We start from the raw sequence: 16,645 nt of genomic DNA on the forward strand, positions 1-16,645 counted from the left end.
TACGATCCAGCGGTACATTGAAGATCCTCATCATCACTAGCCAGTAGGCGGCTAAAGCCGCTTGAGTCGCTTTTCCACCTCGCTCTAAAGAGACGAGGCTACCAAGCCTCCCATGCTAATCATGTGTTTCTCACGATCGCTTCTTGAACCCCATCACCGTTGATATCAACCGTAGTAATCAGGTCATAGGCAGGTCGAGCGGCGATCGCGCTATAGGGCGTTACCTGAGGCTCCTGACTTACAGCTCAAATCCCATCTCCTTCAACCCCTGACGCAATCTTTGCGCTTCGAGAGGATTGTTGTTTTGCTGATGCAGGGCGATCGCTTGCCGAAAGGCGGTTAAACTTTCCTGCACCTGACCCAATTTCCATAGGGCTACGCCTAAGTTTTGGTGAGCGTCGGCGTAGTTGGGTTGCAGAAACAGTGCCTCTCGATAGGCGGCGATCGCGTGCGGCAGATCTCCTAGGGCTTTGAAAGTCATGCCCAAGTTGTAATAACCCGGTGCAAACGTAGAGTCAATTTTGAGAGTTGTCTCATAGACTCCTTTTGCTCCCACCAGATCTCCTTTTGCTTTGAGGAGATTGCCCAAGTTGTTGTAGGCACCGAGTTTCAGCTTCGGCATAATCGATTGCTGCAAAGCCAGTTGGTAGTGTTGCTCGGCTTTTGCCCATTGTTGCAGGCGACTGTAAGCAATGCCTAAGTGATAGTGCAACTCGTACAACACAGAAGCATCGGCAGCGGTTGATTTAAGACCTCGCTTTAGCAACTCAATGCCTTGAGACACTTCCTGCATTTGCACATACAGTGCCCCTAATTTGCTGCACACATAAGGATCACTAGGATGATGTTTGAGAAAACTCTCCATTGCCGTCCTGGCTTTGGTGAATTTGTCTCGACTTGCGATCGCTCCTGCTTGGTATCCTTCGTGCAGAATTGCCACCTCTGGCAAATAGCCCACTTGCCAGTGCGGTTCCATACTCTGAATTAGGGATACGCTCTCATCTACCATTGCATGGTAGGGCCGCACAAAACTAATGTCAGGATGGTTGCGAAAGAGACGAGAAACCAGCGAATAAGGAGATTGTTCCGCACCAATTTCTTGGCGTACCAAGCTGATCAACAAATAAGGTTGCTCACTCCCAATGGTTTGACGCAGAGCGGGCACAATACCGGGCGCTAAACGCTCATCAGCATCTAACACCAAAATCCAATCGCCTTGGACATACTTCAGGGACTCATTCCGAGCTGCCGAAAAGTCGTTGCTCCACTCAAAAAAATGGACTTTGGCACCGAAGCTTTTGGCGATTTCTGGGGTGCGATCGCTGGAGCCTGTATCTAGCACAATCATTTCATCAACGACACCTTGCACACTCTTTAAGCAGCTCGGCAAAGTTGCTTCCTCATTTTTCACGATCATGCAGAGGCTCAGCATCATAGATTGAGGGGAAGGGTTAGGCACCGTTTTATTCTAAGGCTTCTGCTCGATCCTACAATCTGCTCAAACTTCGTCTGCTTAAATACTGCCCACTAAAAAACCTGTCCAGAGTAGCCTGAACAGGGTGAATAATCTTAAGCCCAGAAGCCAATGCCAGAAGCCAATGAATGAGCTGATTGACCTGCTTAAAGTGAGATCCCATTAAGCATGGGTTATAGGGTCGGGGGCAGAATGACTGTATCCACCACGTGAATAAAGCCGTTGCTGGCCTGGATATCTGGCTGAACCACAGTGGCCTTGTTGACCATAACTCCTCCGCCATCCACATTAACTGTCACAGGGCTGCCTTCCACAGTTGCAACCTCGCCAGATTTGAGTTGGCTTGAAGTCACTTCACCAGGGACAACGTGATAGGTCAAGATTTTCACTAAAGTCTCTTTATTTTCTGGCTTCAGCAACGCTTCCAAGGCACCAGCAGGCAATTTTGCAAAGGCAGCATCTGTTGGAGCAAAAACGGTGAATGGCCCCTCACCAGAGAGCGTGCCCGTTAAACCTGCGGCTTGCAGAGCAGCGGTGAGAATTTTGAAAGAATCGTTAGAGGCGGCAACTGCGGTAATGGTAGTGCCAGAAGCGGCTTCAGTGGGGGCAGCCGGAGGAGCTTCTGAAGTAGCAGGAGCGATAGGTGCCGCAGGGGTAGAAGTCGATGGAGAGGCTTGAGCACCACGAGCGCGGTTGTAAGGAGGCTCGTTAAAAATGCTGGGGTTAGGATTCACTTGAGCCAAGGCTGGCAAACCAATCAGAGTGCTAGCAGTCGCAAGTCCAATGAAGCTAGCAAGTTTCTTGAATGAGTTAATGGAATTTAATCGGTTCATCCGTAACTCCTTAATATCTCGCAGAGAAACTGCAAAGTTATATGTCACAGTATGACGTTTCTATAAGGAGCTAGCCCATTTTTTTAAATCAGTTTGCCGTAAAACCAGCAATCTATATCCTAGGGAATAAGCGATCGCCTCAAAGCAAATTTTCTCTTGTACTATGACTATCCAAAGATAGAAATACGATTTGATTGAGCAGCAAAAATGACGATTCAGCGTAACCAATGACGAGTGCCAAAACCTGTGCAAGACTGGGCTGCAACTGTTGCCGCTGCTACTAACGCTTCTCTAAAACTGGCTTGCAAAATAAAGTAACAGAACGCACCGTGAAAGATGTCACCTGCTCCTAACGTATCTACGACCTCCACTTGAGGAGCCGCGATCGCCCCCATTTCACCATCGTCATAGAACTGAATGGGCTGGTCGCCTTGGGTAATCGCAATATGTTGAATTCCTAAGTTTATGAGAGCGGTAAAAACGGCGGCTGAGTTAGGGCAATCGGGAGGATGAAAGTTGGCCGAGCAGATCGCGTAGTCGGTCAGCGCTAGCACCTGCTCAAATCCTGACTTCCAACTGCCACCATCTACCACGACTGGAATATTTTGTACTTTAGCTTGTTGGGCGATCGCCACTCCCACTGCCATCTGATGCCCATCAATCAGCACCACCTCCACATCTTGCAAAATATCCCTGGGAATTCGATCGGGGGACATCTGGATTTTGCTGGCATTGATTGACACTACGGCTCGTTCTCCGGTCGATTCTGTAGTGATGATTGAGGAAACAGGAGGGGGTTCGGTACGATGGGGAGCAAGGTCAGCGATCGCGACTCCACAACTATCCAAATCAGCTCGAATTAAATGGGTGATCGGGTGACTACCAACCACACCAAGAACGGTAGCTTGATTGCCTAAAGCGCTAAAAGCCACGGCAGCGTTGGTTGCTGGCCCCCCAGCTGATACTGTGTAGTCTGATGCCACCAATTTTTGATTGTTGGTTGGTGGTGCCGCAGCCAGATACACCATATCCAAAGTCACCATGCCCACAAACAATCCCCGCTTAGCCATACCTTCTCCTGTTTCATCTTTCCTGCTTCCCTCGCAACAGAGGCACAGAGGCAGGATACTCACTTCCCCAAAATAGCCAAGGCGCTAGGAGACAGTTGATCAAATCCCAGCTTTATTTCGATGATGTGATCACAGACCAAGTTTATGCCCAACCTCCCTATGCGTCTCAGGGAGAGCGCTTTACGAGGAACGAACGCGACGGTATCTTTGGCGATGGAGGGGAGCAACTGATGCTCCAACTCAGCAAAGCGGCACTAGCAAAAGAGGCGCAAGGATATGTAGGTCGATTCGAACTGGGGCTTCAAGTGGCTTAAAACAGGACTGATTTAAAGGCTAGTATGACCACATGGAAATTAAAGCTGGAACCCTGTATATCGTTGGCACCCCGATTGGCAATCTGGAAGACATGACCTTCCGAGCGATTCAGGTGTTGAAAGAAGTGAGCGCGATCGCGGCTGAAGACACGCGCCACACCGGAAAGTTGCTCCAGCACTTTCAAATCAAAACGCCACAAATTAGTTATCACGATCACAATCGCCTCAGCCGTCTCCCAGAGATGATCAGCCGGTTGCAGCAAGGCCAAGCGATCGCCCTGGTCACGGATGCAGGGATGCCCGGAATTTCTGACCCTGGTTATGAATTGGTCAAAGCTTGCGCGGAGGAGGGGTTGCCAGTGGTGCCGATTCCTGGCCCCAGTGCTGCAATTACCGCGTTGAGCGCTTCTGGCCTACCCAGCGATCGCTTTGTGTTTGAAGGTTTTTTACCCGCCAAAGGCTCAGACCGTCGGGCCCGATTAGAAGCCTTAAAGCCAGAATCTCGCACCCTGATTTTCTACGAAGCACCTCATCGCTTGCAACAAACCCTCCAGGATTTTGCAGATACCTTTGGCGGCGATCGCGAGATTGCTTTAGGTCGAGAATTAACCAAGCTCCACGAAGAAATCTGGCGCGGCACCATGACCGAAGCGATCGCTTACTACAGCAACCGCGAAGCTCACGGAGAATTTACGCTAGTGGTCATGGGTGCAGAACCGACAGAACTCGTACTGACCGAAGACGCCTTGAAAGCAGAGCTACAAGTGCTAATGGGGCAGGGGATTTCGCGATCGCAAGCTAGTCGCCAACTCGCTCAACAAACTGCCTTACCTCGCCGCCAACTGTACCAACTAGCGCTCACCATTTCAGAGCCGACGGAGTCACTAGGTTAGGTTTTCTTGAGGCTGGTGCCACAGATTTTGCAAAACTGAGCATCGGGGTCATGCAGGGCTAAACCACAGCCAGGACATTGGGTTTCTACTTGAGTGGAAGTTTTTACTAGTCGCCTAATTAAGTCGCCAATTTGCCAGGGAATTAAAGCAATTCCAGTCAAAATCATCAACACCGTGAGCAAGCGGCCCATTTCGGAGATCGGCGTTACATCCCCAAACCCCACTGTGGTCATGGTGACGACAGAAAAATAAAACGCATCCAAGAAAGTTCTAAATCCTGCCGAGTTGATTGGATGCTCTACTTGATAGATCAAGCCTGAATAGATAAAGATAATGGCAAATAAGGTGAATAAGATGCGAGTAAAAATGGCGCTATCTTCACCACTCACTCGACCAAATAAAGCTGTACCTTCCACAAAACGGACTAGCCGTAAAATCCGAAACCAGCGCAATAATCGAATAAAGCTAACATCTGTAACGCCTAAAAAGAAGGGCAAGATCGCAACTAAATCTATGGCCGAATAGAGACTAAAAAAGTATTTAGCTTTTTGCTCAGCGCACCAAAAGCGCAAGACATATTCCACTGCAAAAATGACTAAAATAATAGAATCAACTAGATTGAGTTGTTCTCGAACGGTATCAGGGATTGCATAAGTGTCTGCGACAAAAATGCCTGAAGAGAGTAAGACTAAACTGGCGATCGCCAAATTAATCAAGATACCGATCGGCGTTTCAATATCTTCTAAATAGAAAGAAACTTTTTGACGCAAAAGCATTGAGAATCATCACCAATTGACAAGTCAAAGATCAGGCGGAGAGAATTGGGTAGGTAGCGAAACTGTAAATGTGGTTTGCTCGATGCTACTTGCAACTCGAATTCCTCCTCCCAAATGCTCCACCAATTTCTTGACTAGAGCTAAGCCTAAACCAGTCCCGCCTTGTTTCCAGCGATCGTTGCGAGGAATCCGGTAAAACTTTTCAAAGATGCGGGTTAGCTCCACTTCAGGAATCTCTGAGCCAGAATTACTCACACTTAATTCTATATAGGGAGACTCAAAGCGAGCGATCGCACTAATTTCGCCACCCGGAGGTGTATATTTGCAAGCATTATTCAGCAACTCCGCCAGCACTCTTTCCAAGCTCGGTTGATCCGAAACCAACAGTGGCAGTTCTGAGAGGATTTGCACTTGAATGGTTTGTTGACGATTGCTAGCCCGTTCTTCAAATGGCTCCACAAGTCGAGGAAGCCAATCATTGAGATCGATTGTTTCTGGATTAAAGGGCTTGGCTGCGGCTTCTAGACGTTGTAAGTCTAATAAGTCATTAATTAAACTAATTTCGCGATCGCATTCCGCTTGCAGAATTCTGAAATAATGATCTTCTTGCTCCTGAGTTTTGGCAATTTTGAGCATATAAATAGCCATTTTCATATTTGCCATTGGGCTACGTAGCTCATGAGAAACGGTACTTAAGAAATCATCCTTAAGCAGACTCATGCGCTGCAATTCTTCCATTTGGTGGCTCAAGTTTTCTTCGATTTGCTTCCTCGCAGTGATGTCTTCTAGGATTAGCAATAAACCACCCAAAGGAGCAGCCTGTCTCTCAATAGCTGTCTCGGCGGCTGTCTCGGCGCTATTGTACAGCAATGGTTCTAGCTTCAGTTCAAACCAGGTGCCGTCTTGGAGCAGTTCTCTGGGAGCCACGGGCTGCTGTTGTCTTAAAAGCTGTAGGTCTAACTGCCACTGCTCTTGGCTCAGCCACTGGGGAATGAGTTGAGCATGAAGGCGATCGCCCACTTGAATCCCTAGCCATTTAGCAGCCCCTGGATTGCAAAACCACACTAAGCCATCTAGATCAGCGGCCAAGAGACCAATCGAAAGACTCCGAGCGATCGCTGCTTGCGCTGACTGCGATCGGCCAAATTGCTCTGCCAGTAAAGCTAACTGAGCCACGTGTTGCATCGAAGCGGGCTGATGGAGCGGTTGCCAGTGCGATCGCTTAGCTTCGGTAGGGCTAGCAGTACGAGCCACAACATCTTGCACGAGGTCTTGATGATGAGCTTGCCAAAGCTGCTGTACTTCATGTTGGAGCAAAGCATTTTCGCGCAATCGTTCCTCAATCAAGACAGTGCCAGCCGTGGCGCTAAAAAGAATAATGGGCAACACCACAGGTATTAAATAACCCAGGTGCAGCAGCAGCAGCCCAGCCATCCCCCAAGCGCAACAGAGCCCAAGCCACAAGCCAATTTGTCGCTCCGTAGACCAATGACTCATCACATAGCTCAAGCCAGGTCCGCCCAGCAAAAACAGCCAGATTAGCCAAGATCGTGGCAATAGCCGTAGAGAGTTGTGCTGGAGCAAATTGCTAATGACAGCAGCATGTAGATGGGTGCCACTAGCTGGGGGATTGCGATCGAAGGGAGTGGGCAGTGAATCAAGCCCTGCTGCCGTCATCCCCACCACCACAATTTTGTCCTTAAAAGCCTGGGTGGGGACTTGCTGCTGCACCACATCTACAAAAGAGTAATGCTGGAGTTGACGCACAGGCCCAGGCCAGTTGACCCAAAAAGGTTGCTGCAAATTGGGCAGCTCTACCGATGCTTGGACCAAGCTATATCCCTGAACAGCGGCTAAACCAAAGGCAGGTACTCCCTGCACCTGTAAGTCAATCTTTCGAGTTAGCCCGTCAGAATCTTGTCTCTTGTAAACTTGACCGACAGCAAACGCCACTCTGCGGAGGGGCAGGCTGGGTAGCAGTGGCTCTCCGGTACTGTTCCAAGCTTGAGCCAAAATCACTCGCCCCTGCCGCTGTACTGCTGCCGCCAGTTGGGTGTCTTGTGGCCCTTGATCGGTCAAAACTACATTTAAAGCAATGACGTTAGGCTCAGCTTCAGATAAAACGCTGAGCAGTTGAACATATTGCTGCCGAGGCCAAGGAAACGGCCCTAATTCTCGTAGACTCTGGTCATCAATCCCTACAACGACCACCCTGGAGTCCCAAGCGATCGCGCCCCGTAGTTGGAACAGCGTATTGTAGGCAATCTGTTCTAATGGCTGCCAAGCCTCTAAAGCAGTCAAGCTGGCGACCACTAATGCTGTGATTCCCCCTGGAAGCAGTCGCCATCCTAACTCCCGGAACTGCCGCTTCATACGTTTGCTGCCTGGTTTCCTCCAGGGATGGGATTAAGAATTGCCGCGCTTGAAACAGAGGTTGCAACGAATTTTTCTATTGTCGTTCATGGGTCAAAAAAGGCACAGGGACGACCTCCCCTTGGGCCGTACCCACTTGAACTTGCAACCCCGCACCCCCCGCTTTGGTTCTAATGTAGCCAAGCCCAACCGCTGCTTGAGCAATGGTGGTAGAACTGGTGAGAACGCCCACTTTGTCGTCCCCTAAGGTAATGATGCTCCCCGCCGCCACAGGCTCACTGAGACGAAGGCCCCAAAGTTTTTGTTTAACTCCTTTGTATGTATCCAGACGCGCGATCGTTTCTTGACCGATATAACAGCCTTTATTAAAGGAGATGGTGGGCCACAAACCTGCTTCTAAAGGGTTGTAGTCTTCTGTGAGTTCGTGGTCTGGTACGGGACGGCCTTGCTGAATTCGTAGTTGCTCCCAAACGCGATCGCCCAAAGGCACCGCTCCCAAGCTGACTAACTGCTGCCAGAAGCCTGCCGCAGCCTCAGCCGCGACAAACAAGGTGTAACCAGGCGTTGCTAAACCACTACCCACCGCAACTCGAACTTCACTGTCTCCTAGGGACAACAGAGCATGATTGCCGTAGGGTTGACCGATCAGCTCACCTGCTCCCAGTTTATCCAGTAAGGCATCGCTCTGAGGGCCAAGTACACTAAAGGTTGCAGTGGCTGTGGTCAGATTGGTCAGCTTGACGCGATCGGCAAAAAAGATGTAGCGATCGAGAAAATCCAGCAAGCTCTGGCAACGCTGAGGCGAGACCAATAAAAGAATCGTCTCTTCTGTGACATAAACACTCGCGAGATCCAGGGTGCGGGCCGTTGAAGTGACAAACACAGTGTCACAGCCTTGACCGGGTTGCAAACGCTTGATGTCGTTGGTGCTTTGGTTGTGGAGGAAATTCTGCCGATCGGCATCGGAAATCTGAATGCGGCCCCAGTGGGAGCGATCGCACAGTGCTACTCCCGTCTGAGCAGCCTCAAGGGCGACAGGGTCATTGCCAAAACTCACGGGAACGGTGGCTTGACCAATCTCTTCAAACGTAGCCCCAGCAGCCACTTGAAGTTGATGCAAATCTTGAGTCATGCGGTTTCAACAGGGTCTCTAGAACTTAGCGTGTGGGTAGGTCTGCAAACACTTGCTCAATGATTTGTCGAGCCTTTTCATCTAAGCGGTTCCAATCGACCTCCCCCATCTCATCATCAATCAAGCTGGTGTCAATCTCAACTGGTTGTTGGTTAGAGCTATCTTGCAACACCTGGTAGTTACGGAAACAAACTTGGTAGCACAGCTCCCACAGATCAACTTGCACTTGCTGGCCTTGTTTTTCTAAGCACAAGAGGTAACCGGGAAAGGGAGTCGGTAGCTGAGCCAAAGTTTGTTCAATCTTAGAAGTTTGTTCTGGTGAAGCCGTGGCTAGCTCAGCTTGCAGTTGCGTTACCTCAGCTTTAAGCGGCTCTGGTGTGTTTTCAGGCCAAACTTGAACGTCTTGATAGCTGCCTTTCCAATCTGATTGGTCTAATTGCTTGCGGATATTATCCAACAAGCGAATAAAAGCAGGCTGCATCAGCAATTCGGCTTGCGCCCAAGCAACTTGATCTTGAAAATGCGGCTTCATAAAAAATAAAAATCTTAAATTTTGAGGTTGTAAAGCAGCGATCGCTCCAATGCTCTTTATCACCACAGTAATCCAAACTATCCCCTGACCGCGATCGCAAAGGGTAAACCTATCTAGCGATCGCTTGCATCCGACTTGCCCCAGAGCAGGCAATTTTGATTTAGATTTGATCAAGTTAGGAGTGCATTGAGTTCAGAAATAGACTGTGCCGAATCACTCACCGTTCAGCACAATCCAGGTTTTTCTGCCGTACGAATCCAACTAACCCCCAAGACTGTTGTTTTAGATTTAGCATCTACCTTTTGGCAGAAGTCAGGTATCATCCCTTACACCAGATAATAGGCGAAAGCTATTCTACTTTCGATTCAATTCAGCTAAGCGCTCAGTTTGTTAGCTCTGCTCTTTCTGCTTGACTGCCGCAGCCGCAGATCTGACCTAGTACAGATTTGGCTGGCAGTAATAAATCCCTAACAATTCGTATCCTCATTGTTCTCAAAGGATCAGGTTATGCCCGCTGAACCAGCCGCGAAAGATACCGAAGACTTGGATCTTAGACAGTTACTAAAAATACTAGGTGCCGTTAAAAAAGGTAACTTTTCAATCCGCGTGCCTGATGAGTACACCGGAATGGCGGGGAAGGTTGCCGATGCTATCAACGATGTCATCGAGCTGAACGAGCGGATGACGAAGGAGCTGGAGCGGATTGGCAAAGTTGTCGGCAAAGAAGGCAAAATTACTCAGCGAGCATCCCTTGGCAACGCGGGCGGCTCTTGGGGGGCGTGTCTGGAGTCGATCAACAGCTTAATTAGTGACTTAGTGCAGCCGACCGTAGAAACGTCGCGTGTAATCCGGGCTGTAGCGCATGGCGACTTGTCTCAAACGATTCCGACTGAAATTGAAGGCCGCCAGCTCAAGGGCGAGTTTTTACAGACGGCTCAAGTCGTCAACACGATGGTGGAGCAGCTCAGCTCCTTCGCCTCTGAGGTCACTCGCGTAGCACGGGAGGTGGGCACCGAGGGTAAGTTGGGAGTGCAGGCCGAAGTCAAAGGCGTAGCGGGTACCTGGAAAGACTTGACCGATAACGTCAACTTGATGGCAGGCAACCTGACCGGACAAGTGCGGAATATTGCTGAAGTTGCGACCGCGATCGCGAATGGCGACCTCTCTAAGAAGATTACCGTAGACGTTAAAGGCGAAATTCTGGAGCTGAAGAACACCGTCAACACAATGGTGGACCAGCTCAACTCCTTCGCTTCTGAGGTGACCAGAGTCGCCCGTGAGGTGGGCACCGAAGGAAAACTGGGGGTACAAGCCGAAGTCAAAGGCGTAGCAGGCACCTGGAAAGACCTGACCGACTCTGTGAACTTGATGGCAGGCAACCTCACCGCGCAGGTACGAAACATCGCGGAAGTGACGACGGCGGTGGCGAATGGCGACTTGTCCAAGAAAATCACCGTAGATGTCAAAGGCGAAATTCTAGAGCTGAAGAACACGGTCAACATCATGGTGGACCAGCTCAACTCCTTCGCTTCTGAGGTAACCCGTGTAGCGAGAGAAGTAGGTGCGGAAGGAAAACTCGGTGGTCAAGCGGAAGTGCGCGGGGTGGCAGGCACCTGGAAAGACCTGACCGACTCGGTAAACTTCATGGCAGGCTCCTTGACCGCCCAGGTGCGGAACATTGCGGAAGTGACGACCGCAGTGGCGAACGGTGACTTGTCCAAGAAGATCACGGTAGACGTCAAAGGCGAAATTCTAGAGCTGAAGAACACGATCAACACGATGGTGGACCAGCTCAACTCCTTCGCCTCTGAAGTAACCAGAGTTGCTCGGGAGGTGGGTACGGAAGGAAAACTCGGTGTGCAAGCTGAAGTACGGGGTGTGGCAGGTACCTGGAAAGACCTGACCGACTCCGTGAACTCGATGGCAGGCAACCTGACCGCGCAAGTCCGAAATATTGCCGAAGTGACGACGGCGGTGGCGAATGGCGACCTCTCCAAGAAAATTACCGTAGACGTTAAAGGTGAAATCCTCGACCTGAAGAACACAATCAACACGATGGTGGATCAGCTCAACTCCTTCGCTTCTGAGGTAACTAGAGTGGCGCGGGAGGTAGGCTCGGAAGGGAAGCTCGGTGGTCAAGCCGATGTCCGAGGGGTTGCAGGGACCTGGAAAGACCTGACCGACTCCGTAAACTTCATGGCGGGTTCGTTGACCGCCCAAGTGCGGAACATCGCGGAAGTGACGACGGCGGTAGCGAACGGCGACCTCTCCAAGAAAATCACCGTAGACGTTAAAGGCGAGATTCTGGAGCTGAAAAATACCATCAACATCATGGTGGACCAGCTCAACTCCTTCGCGTCTGAGGTAACTAGAGTCGCTCGGGAGGTAGGAACCGAAGGAAAACTCGGTGTGCAAGCGGAAGTACGAGGGGTTGCAGGGACCTGGAAAGACCTGACCGACTCCGTAAACTCGATGGCAGGCAACCTCACCGCTCAGGTACGGAACATCGCGGAAGTGACGACGGCGGTAGCGAACGGTGACCTCTCTAAGAAGATTACGGTAGACGTAAAAGGCGAGATTCTGGAGCTGAAGAACACGATCAACACGATGGTAGACCAGCTCAGCTCCTTTGCTTCTGAGGTGACCAGAGTCGCACGCGAGGTAGGTACCGAAGGAAAACTGGGGGTACAGGCCGAAGTAAGAGGCGTGGCGGGGGTTTGGAAAGACCTGACCGACAACGTGAACTCGATGGCAGGCAACCTGACAGCCCAGGTGCGGAACATTGCGGAGGTTGCGACGGCGATCGCCAACGGTGACCTCTCCAAGAAAATCACGGTGCAGGTGAAGGGTGAGATCTTAGAGCTGAAAAATACCATCAACATCATGGTGGACCAGCTCAGCTCCTTCGCTTCTGAGGTAACCAGAGTGGCGCGGGAGGTGGGTTCCGAAGGAAAACTGGGTGTGCAAGCCGATGTCCGAGGGGTCGCAGGCACCTGGAAAGACCTCACCGACTCGGTAAACTTCATGGCAGGTTCGCTGACTGCCCAGGTACGAAACATTGCCGCAGTGACGACGGCGGTGGCGAATGGCGACCTCTCCAAGAAGATTACGGTAGACGTAAAAGGCGAGATTCTAGAGCTGAAGAACACGGTCAATACGATGGTGGACCAGCTCAACTCCTTTGCCTCTGAAGTAACGCGGGTGGCGCGGGAGGTGGGTTCCGAAGGGAAACTCGGTGTGCAAGCAGTCGTGCCAGGGGTCGCGGGCACCTGGAAAGATTTGACCGACTCAGTAAACTTCATGGCAGGCTCCCTAACGGCCCAGGTGCGGAACATCGCGGAAGTGACGACGGCGGTGGCGAATGGTGACCTCTCCAAGAAGATTACGGTAGACGTAAAAGGCGAGATTCTGGAGCTGAAGAATACGATCAACACGATGGTGGACCAGCTCAACTCCTTCGCCTCTGAGGTAACCAGAGTGGCGCGAGAGGTGGGTACCGAAGGAAAACTGGGGGTACAAGCCTACGTCCGAGGCGTTGCGGGGACCTGGAAAGACCTGACCGACAACGTAAACTTGATGGCAGGCAACCTCACCGCCCAGGTACGGAACATTGCGGAGGTGGCAACGGCGATCGCGAACGGCGACCTCTCGAAGAAAATCACCGTGGATGTGAAAGGTGAGATTCTCGACCTAAAGAACACGATCAATACGATGGTGGACCAGCTCAGCTCCTTTGCCTCTGAGGTAACCAGGGTAGCCCGTGAAGTAGGCACCGAAGGAAAACTGGGCGGTCAAGCGCAAGTCACCGGGGTGGCAGGCACCTGGAAAGACCTGACCGACAACGTGAACTCGATGGCAGGGAACCTCACTGCACAGGTGCGGGGGATTGCGCGAGTAGTAACGGCGGTGGCAAACGGTGACCTGAAACGCAAGCTGATGCTGGATGCCAAGGGTGAAATCGAAACCCTAGCCGACACGATCAACGAGATGATCGACACGCTAGCCACCTTCGCGGATCAGGTGACGACAGTGGCCCGTGAGGTGGGTATCGAAGGAAAACTGGGCGGTCAAGCGAAAGTACCGGGTGCCTCGGGAACCTGGCGCGCCTTGACCGACAACGTCAACGAACTCGCGGCCACTCTCACCACTCAGCTGCGGGCGATCGCGGAGGTGGCAACTGCGGTAACCAAGGGCGACCTAACTCGATCGATTTCTGTGGCGGCGCAAGGGGAGGTGGCAGTCCTAAAGGACAACATCAACCAGATGATCGCCAACCTGCGCGAAACGACGCAAAAGAACACGGAGCAAGACTGGCTCAAGACCAACTTGGCCAAGTTCACCCGCATGCTGCAAGGTCAGCGCGATTTGGAAACGGTTTCCAAGCTCATCTTGTCAGAACTGGCTCCACTGGTCTCGGCCCAGCATGGCGTCTTCTACCTAATGGAACCGGGCGAAATGCACATTCCTTTCCTGAAGCTGCTTAGCACTTATGCCTATCGCGAGCGCAAGCATTTGGCAAACCGCTTTGGTATCGGCGAAGGGTTAGTGGGTCAATGTGCCTTAGAGAAGGAACGGATTCTGCTCACCGAAGTCCCAGACGACTACATCAAAATTAGTTCTGGGCTTGGGGAAGCCACACCCCGCAATGTGGTGGTGTTGCCTGTCCTATTTGAAGGCCAAGTAACTGCGGTGATTGAGCTGGCCTCCTTCCGGCAGTTCAGTGATATTCACCTTACCTTCTTCGACCAACTGACTGAAAGTATCGCCATCGTCTTAAACACGATCGCGGCCAGTATGCGGACGGAGGAACTGCTGAAACAGTCTCAATCCTTGGCCGAAGAACTGCAAGTCCAGCAGAAGGAACTCACCGACACCAACAAGCGGCTAGAGCAACAAGCCCAATCGCTGAAGGCTTCGGAAGAGTTGCTGAAGAACCAGCAAGAACAATTGCAGCAAACCAACGAAGAACTGGAAGAAAAAGCCGAGTTGCTGTCACTGCAAAACAAAGAAGTGGAGCGCAAGAATCGCGAAATCGAACAAGCACGGCGATCGCTGGAGGAAAAAGCCGAACAATTGGCCCTCAGCTCCAAGTACAAGTCCGAGTTCTTGGCGAATATGTCCCACGAACTCCGCACGCCGCTGAATAGCTTGCTGATTCTGGCGCGGCTCTTGACCGACAACCCGGATGGCAACTTGAGCCAAAAGCAAGTCGAGTACATCCAGACCATCCACTCCGCCGGAACAGACCTGCTGGAACTGATCAACGACATCTTGGACTTAGCCAAGATCGAATCGGGCACCATGTCGGTCGATATTGATCAGATGTTGTTCACGGATCTGCGCGGTTACATCGACCGCACCTTTAGCCAAGTCGCTCAGGATAAGGGCTTACAGTTCAACATTGAGCTGGATGATCGCCTACCTCGCGCCATCTATACCGATTCCAAGCGTTTGCAACAAGTCTTGAAGAATCTGCTGGCCAACGCCTTTAAGTTCACCGATCGCGGCTCTGTGACCTTGACGATGACAGCGGCGGCTCAAGGTTGGAACCCGGAAAAAGAAAGCTTGAGCCGTGCCAACACAGTGATTGCCTTCTCCGTCACTGATACGGGCATTGGTATCCCAGCCGATAAGCAGAAAATCATCTTTGAGGCCTTCCAGCAGGCAGATGGCACGACGAGCCGGAAGTACGGCGGCACTGGATTGGGCCTCTCGATTAGTCGGGAAATTGCCCGTCTCTTAGGCGGTGAAATTAGACTGACCAGCGCTCCGGGGCAAGGAAGCACCTTTACTCTGTATCTACCTCAGGCTTACCAAGCACCACCCCAAGCTCCAACTCCAGCCCCTCAATCCCCCATCCGGGTAGAACTGGGACGGCGGGATGTCGCCAATGGTCTAGATGGTTCTGGCACTGCGTTCTCTGCCACAAGCCTAGCTGCCAACATTGCAGCTCTGAATCTGTCTGAGTCAGCCCTTGATTCGCCGATGGTGCCGTTGCCCGAACTCAGCGATGACCGTACCAATATTGAACCCAGCGATCGCGTCTTGCTGATTATTGAAGACGACATTAACTTCAACCGCGTCTTGATCGACATGGCGCGTAGTGCAGGCTTCAAAGTGTTGGTGGCTTTGCGGGGCAACATGGGTCTCTCAATGGCCCGTGATTTCAATCCCGATGCCGTGATGCTGGATATTCGCCTACCCGATATGGATGGCTGGACCGTATTGGATCGCTTAAAGCACAACCCCGATACCCGCCATATTCCAGTTCACATTCTGACGGTGGAAGAAGGGCGACAACGCGGCTTGCAACTAGGAGCGATCGCCTATATGCAAAAGCCGATCTCCAGCGAAAACTTGACCAACGCCTTGACTCAAATCAAAGAATTTGTCGAGCGTCGAGTCAAGAACCTTTTAGTGGTAGAAGACGATCAAATCCAACGCCAAAGCATTGTCGAACTGATCGGCAATGGCGATGTCGAAACCACAGCCGTTGGGTCTGGAGCCGAGGCTCTCGAAGCTTTGAAAGACAACCACTTTGACTGTATCGTGCTCGATCTGGGCCTGCCTGACATGACAGGGTTAGAGCTGATTGAAGCCTTAAAACAGGAAGTGGGACTAGCGAAATTGCCGATTATTGTTTACACAGGCAAGGAGCTGAGCCAGCAAGAAGAAACTGAGCTGAAACGGATGGCCGAAACTATCATCATTAAGGATGTGCGATCGCCCGAACGCCTCTTGGATGAAACGGCCCTGTTCTTACATCGAGTGCAGTCAAACTTGCCTCAACCAAAGCGTCAGATGTTAGAGCAACTGCGCCAAAACGACCCTGTTCTGGCGGATAAGAAGGTGCTGATTGTGGATGATGATGTCCGCAACATCTTTGCCCTGACCAGCCTTCTAGAGCGGTATCAAATGCAGGTACTATATGCCGAAAATGGCCGCGATGGCATTGCCGTGTTGCAAAACAACCCAGATGTAGACATTGTGCTCGTAGATGTGATGATGCCAGAAATGGATGGTTACGAAACCATGCAAACCATCCGACAGCTGAGTGTTTTTGATGCCCTACCAATGGTGGCGCTCACCGCTAAGGCCATGCAAGGCGATCGCGAGAAGTGCATTGAGGCAGGAGCTTCCGATTACATCACCAAGCCAGTTGATACAGAGCAGTTATTATCTCTCCTACGTGTCTGGTTGTACCAATAGGTAGAGGGCAAAATTAAAAGTGTAAGAACGGATTGCTCC

General features: G+C 51.3%; 10 protein-coding genes. 3 read left to right on the forward strand and 7 right to left on the reverse strand.

The window, feature by feature from the left end:
• Positions 1 to 238: 238 nt before the first annotated feature.
• The 3 genes from KME12_11490 to KME12_11500 all read right to left on the reverse strand — a co-directional run bounded on the left by KME12_11490 (position 239) and on the right by KME12_11500 (position 3,377).
• On the reverse strand, positions 239 to 1,435 hold the full coding sequence (locus KME12_11490) for a tetratricopeptide repeat protein (protein ID MBW4488401.1): 1,197 nt from the start codon (positions 1,433 to 1,435) through the stop codon (positions 239 to 241).
• A gap of 212 nt (positions 1,436 to 1,647) precedes the next feature.
• A complete protein-coding gene (locus KME12_11495; protein MBW4488402.1) occupies positions 1,648 to 2,307 on the reverse strand; it encodes a fasciclin domain-containing protein in 660 nt (219 codons plus the stop codon).
• A gap of 215 nt (positions 2,308 to 2,522) precedes the next feature.
• Complete coding sequence (locus tag KME12_11500) at positions 2,523 to 3,377, reverse strand: sugar kinase (GenBank protein ID MBW4488403.1); 855 nt, start codon at positions 3,375 to 3,377, stop codon at positions 2,523 to 2,525.
• Positions 3,378 to 3,472: 95 nt separating this feature from the next.
• Between KME12_11500 and KME12_11505 the strand changes: the two genes are divergently transcribed.
• Entirely contained in the window at positions 3,473 to 3,691 is a 219-nt protein-coding gene (locus tag KME12_11505) for a hypothetical protein (GenBank protein MBW4488404.1), read from the forward strand.
• Positions 3,692 to 3,723: 32 nt separating this feature from the next.
• The gene (rsmI, locus tag KME12_11510; GenBank protein ID MBW4488405.1) at positions 3,724 to 4,584 is read left to right on the forward strand and encodes a 16S rRNA (cytidine(1402)-2'-O)-methyltransferase; all 861 of its coding nucleotides are present in this window, start codon (positions 3,724 to 3,726) and stop codon (positions 4,582 to 4,584) included.
• Here the strand turns inward: rsmI and KME12_11515 are convergent.
• From KME12_11515 to KME12_11530, 4 genes are all read right to left on the reverse strand, one after another.
• A complete protein-coding gene (locus tag KME12_11515; GenBank protein MBW4488406.1) occupies positions 4,581 to 5,360 on the reverse strand; it encodes an ion transporter in 780 nt (259 codons plus the stop codon). The two genes, rsmI and KME12_11515, sit on opposite strands and share 4 nt — an antisense overlap.
• Before the next feature lie 24 nt (positions 5,361 to 5,384).
• On the reverse strand, positions 5,385 to 7,733 hold the full coding sequence (locus KME12_11520; protein ID MBW4488407.1) for a CHASE2 domain-containing protein: 2,349 nt from the start codon (positions 7,731 to 7,733) through the stop codon (positions 5,385 to 5,387).
• A gap of 76 nt (positions 7,734 to 7,809) precedes the next feature.
• Positions 7,810 to 8,865: a folate-binding protein gene (locus KME12_11525; GenBank protein ID MBW4488408.1), complete on the reverse strand. Its 1,056-nt coding sequence runs from the start codon at positions 8,863 to 8,865 to the stop codon at positions 7,810 to 7,812.
• Positions 8,866 to 8,890: 25 nt separating this feature from the next.
• The gene (locus KME12_11530; protein ID MBW4488409.1) at positions 8,891 to 9,397 is read right to left on the reverse strand and encodes a hypothetical protein; all 507 of its coding nucleotides are present in this window, start codon (positions 9,395 to 9,397) and stop codon (positions 8,891 to 8,893) included.
• A 507-nt stretch (positions 9,398 to 9,904) separates the two neighbouring features.
• On the opposite strand from KME12_11530, the gene KME12_11535 reads away from it, so the two are divergent.
• Complete coding sequence (locus KME12_11535; protein MBW4488410.1) at positions 9,905 to 16,606, forward strand: HAMP domain-containing protein; 6,702 nt, start codon at positions 9,905 to 9,907, stop codon at positions 16,604 to 16,606.
• Positions 16,607 to 16,645 lie beyond the last annotated feature (39 nt).

The sequence above is a fragment of the Trichocoleus desertorum ATA4-8-CV12 genome (genome assembly GCA_019358975.1).
Lineage (GTDB): Bacteria > Cyanobacteriota > Cyanobacteriia > FACHB-46 > FACHB-46 > Trichocoleus > Trichocoleus desertorum_A.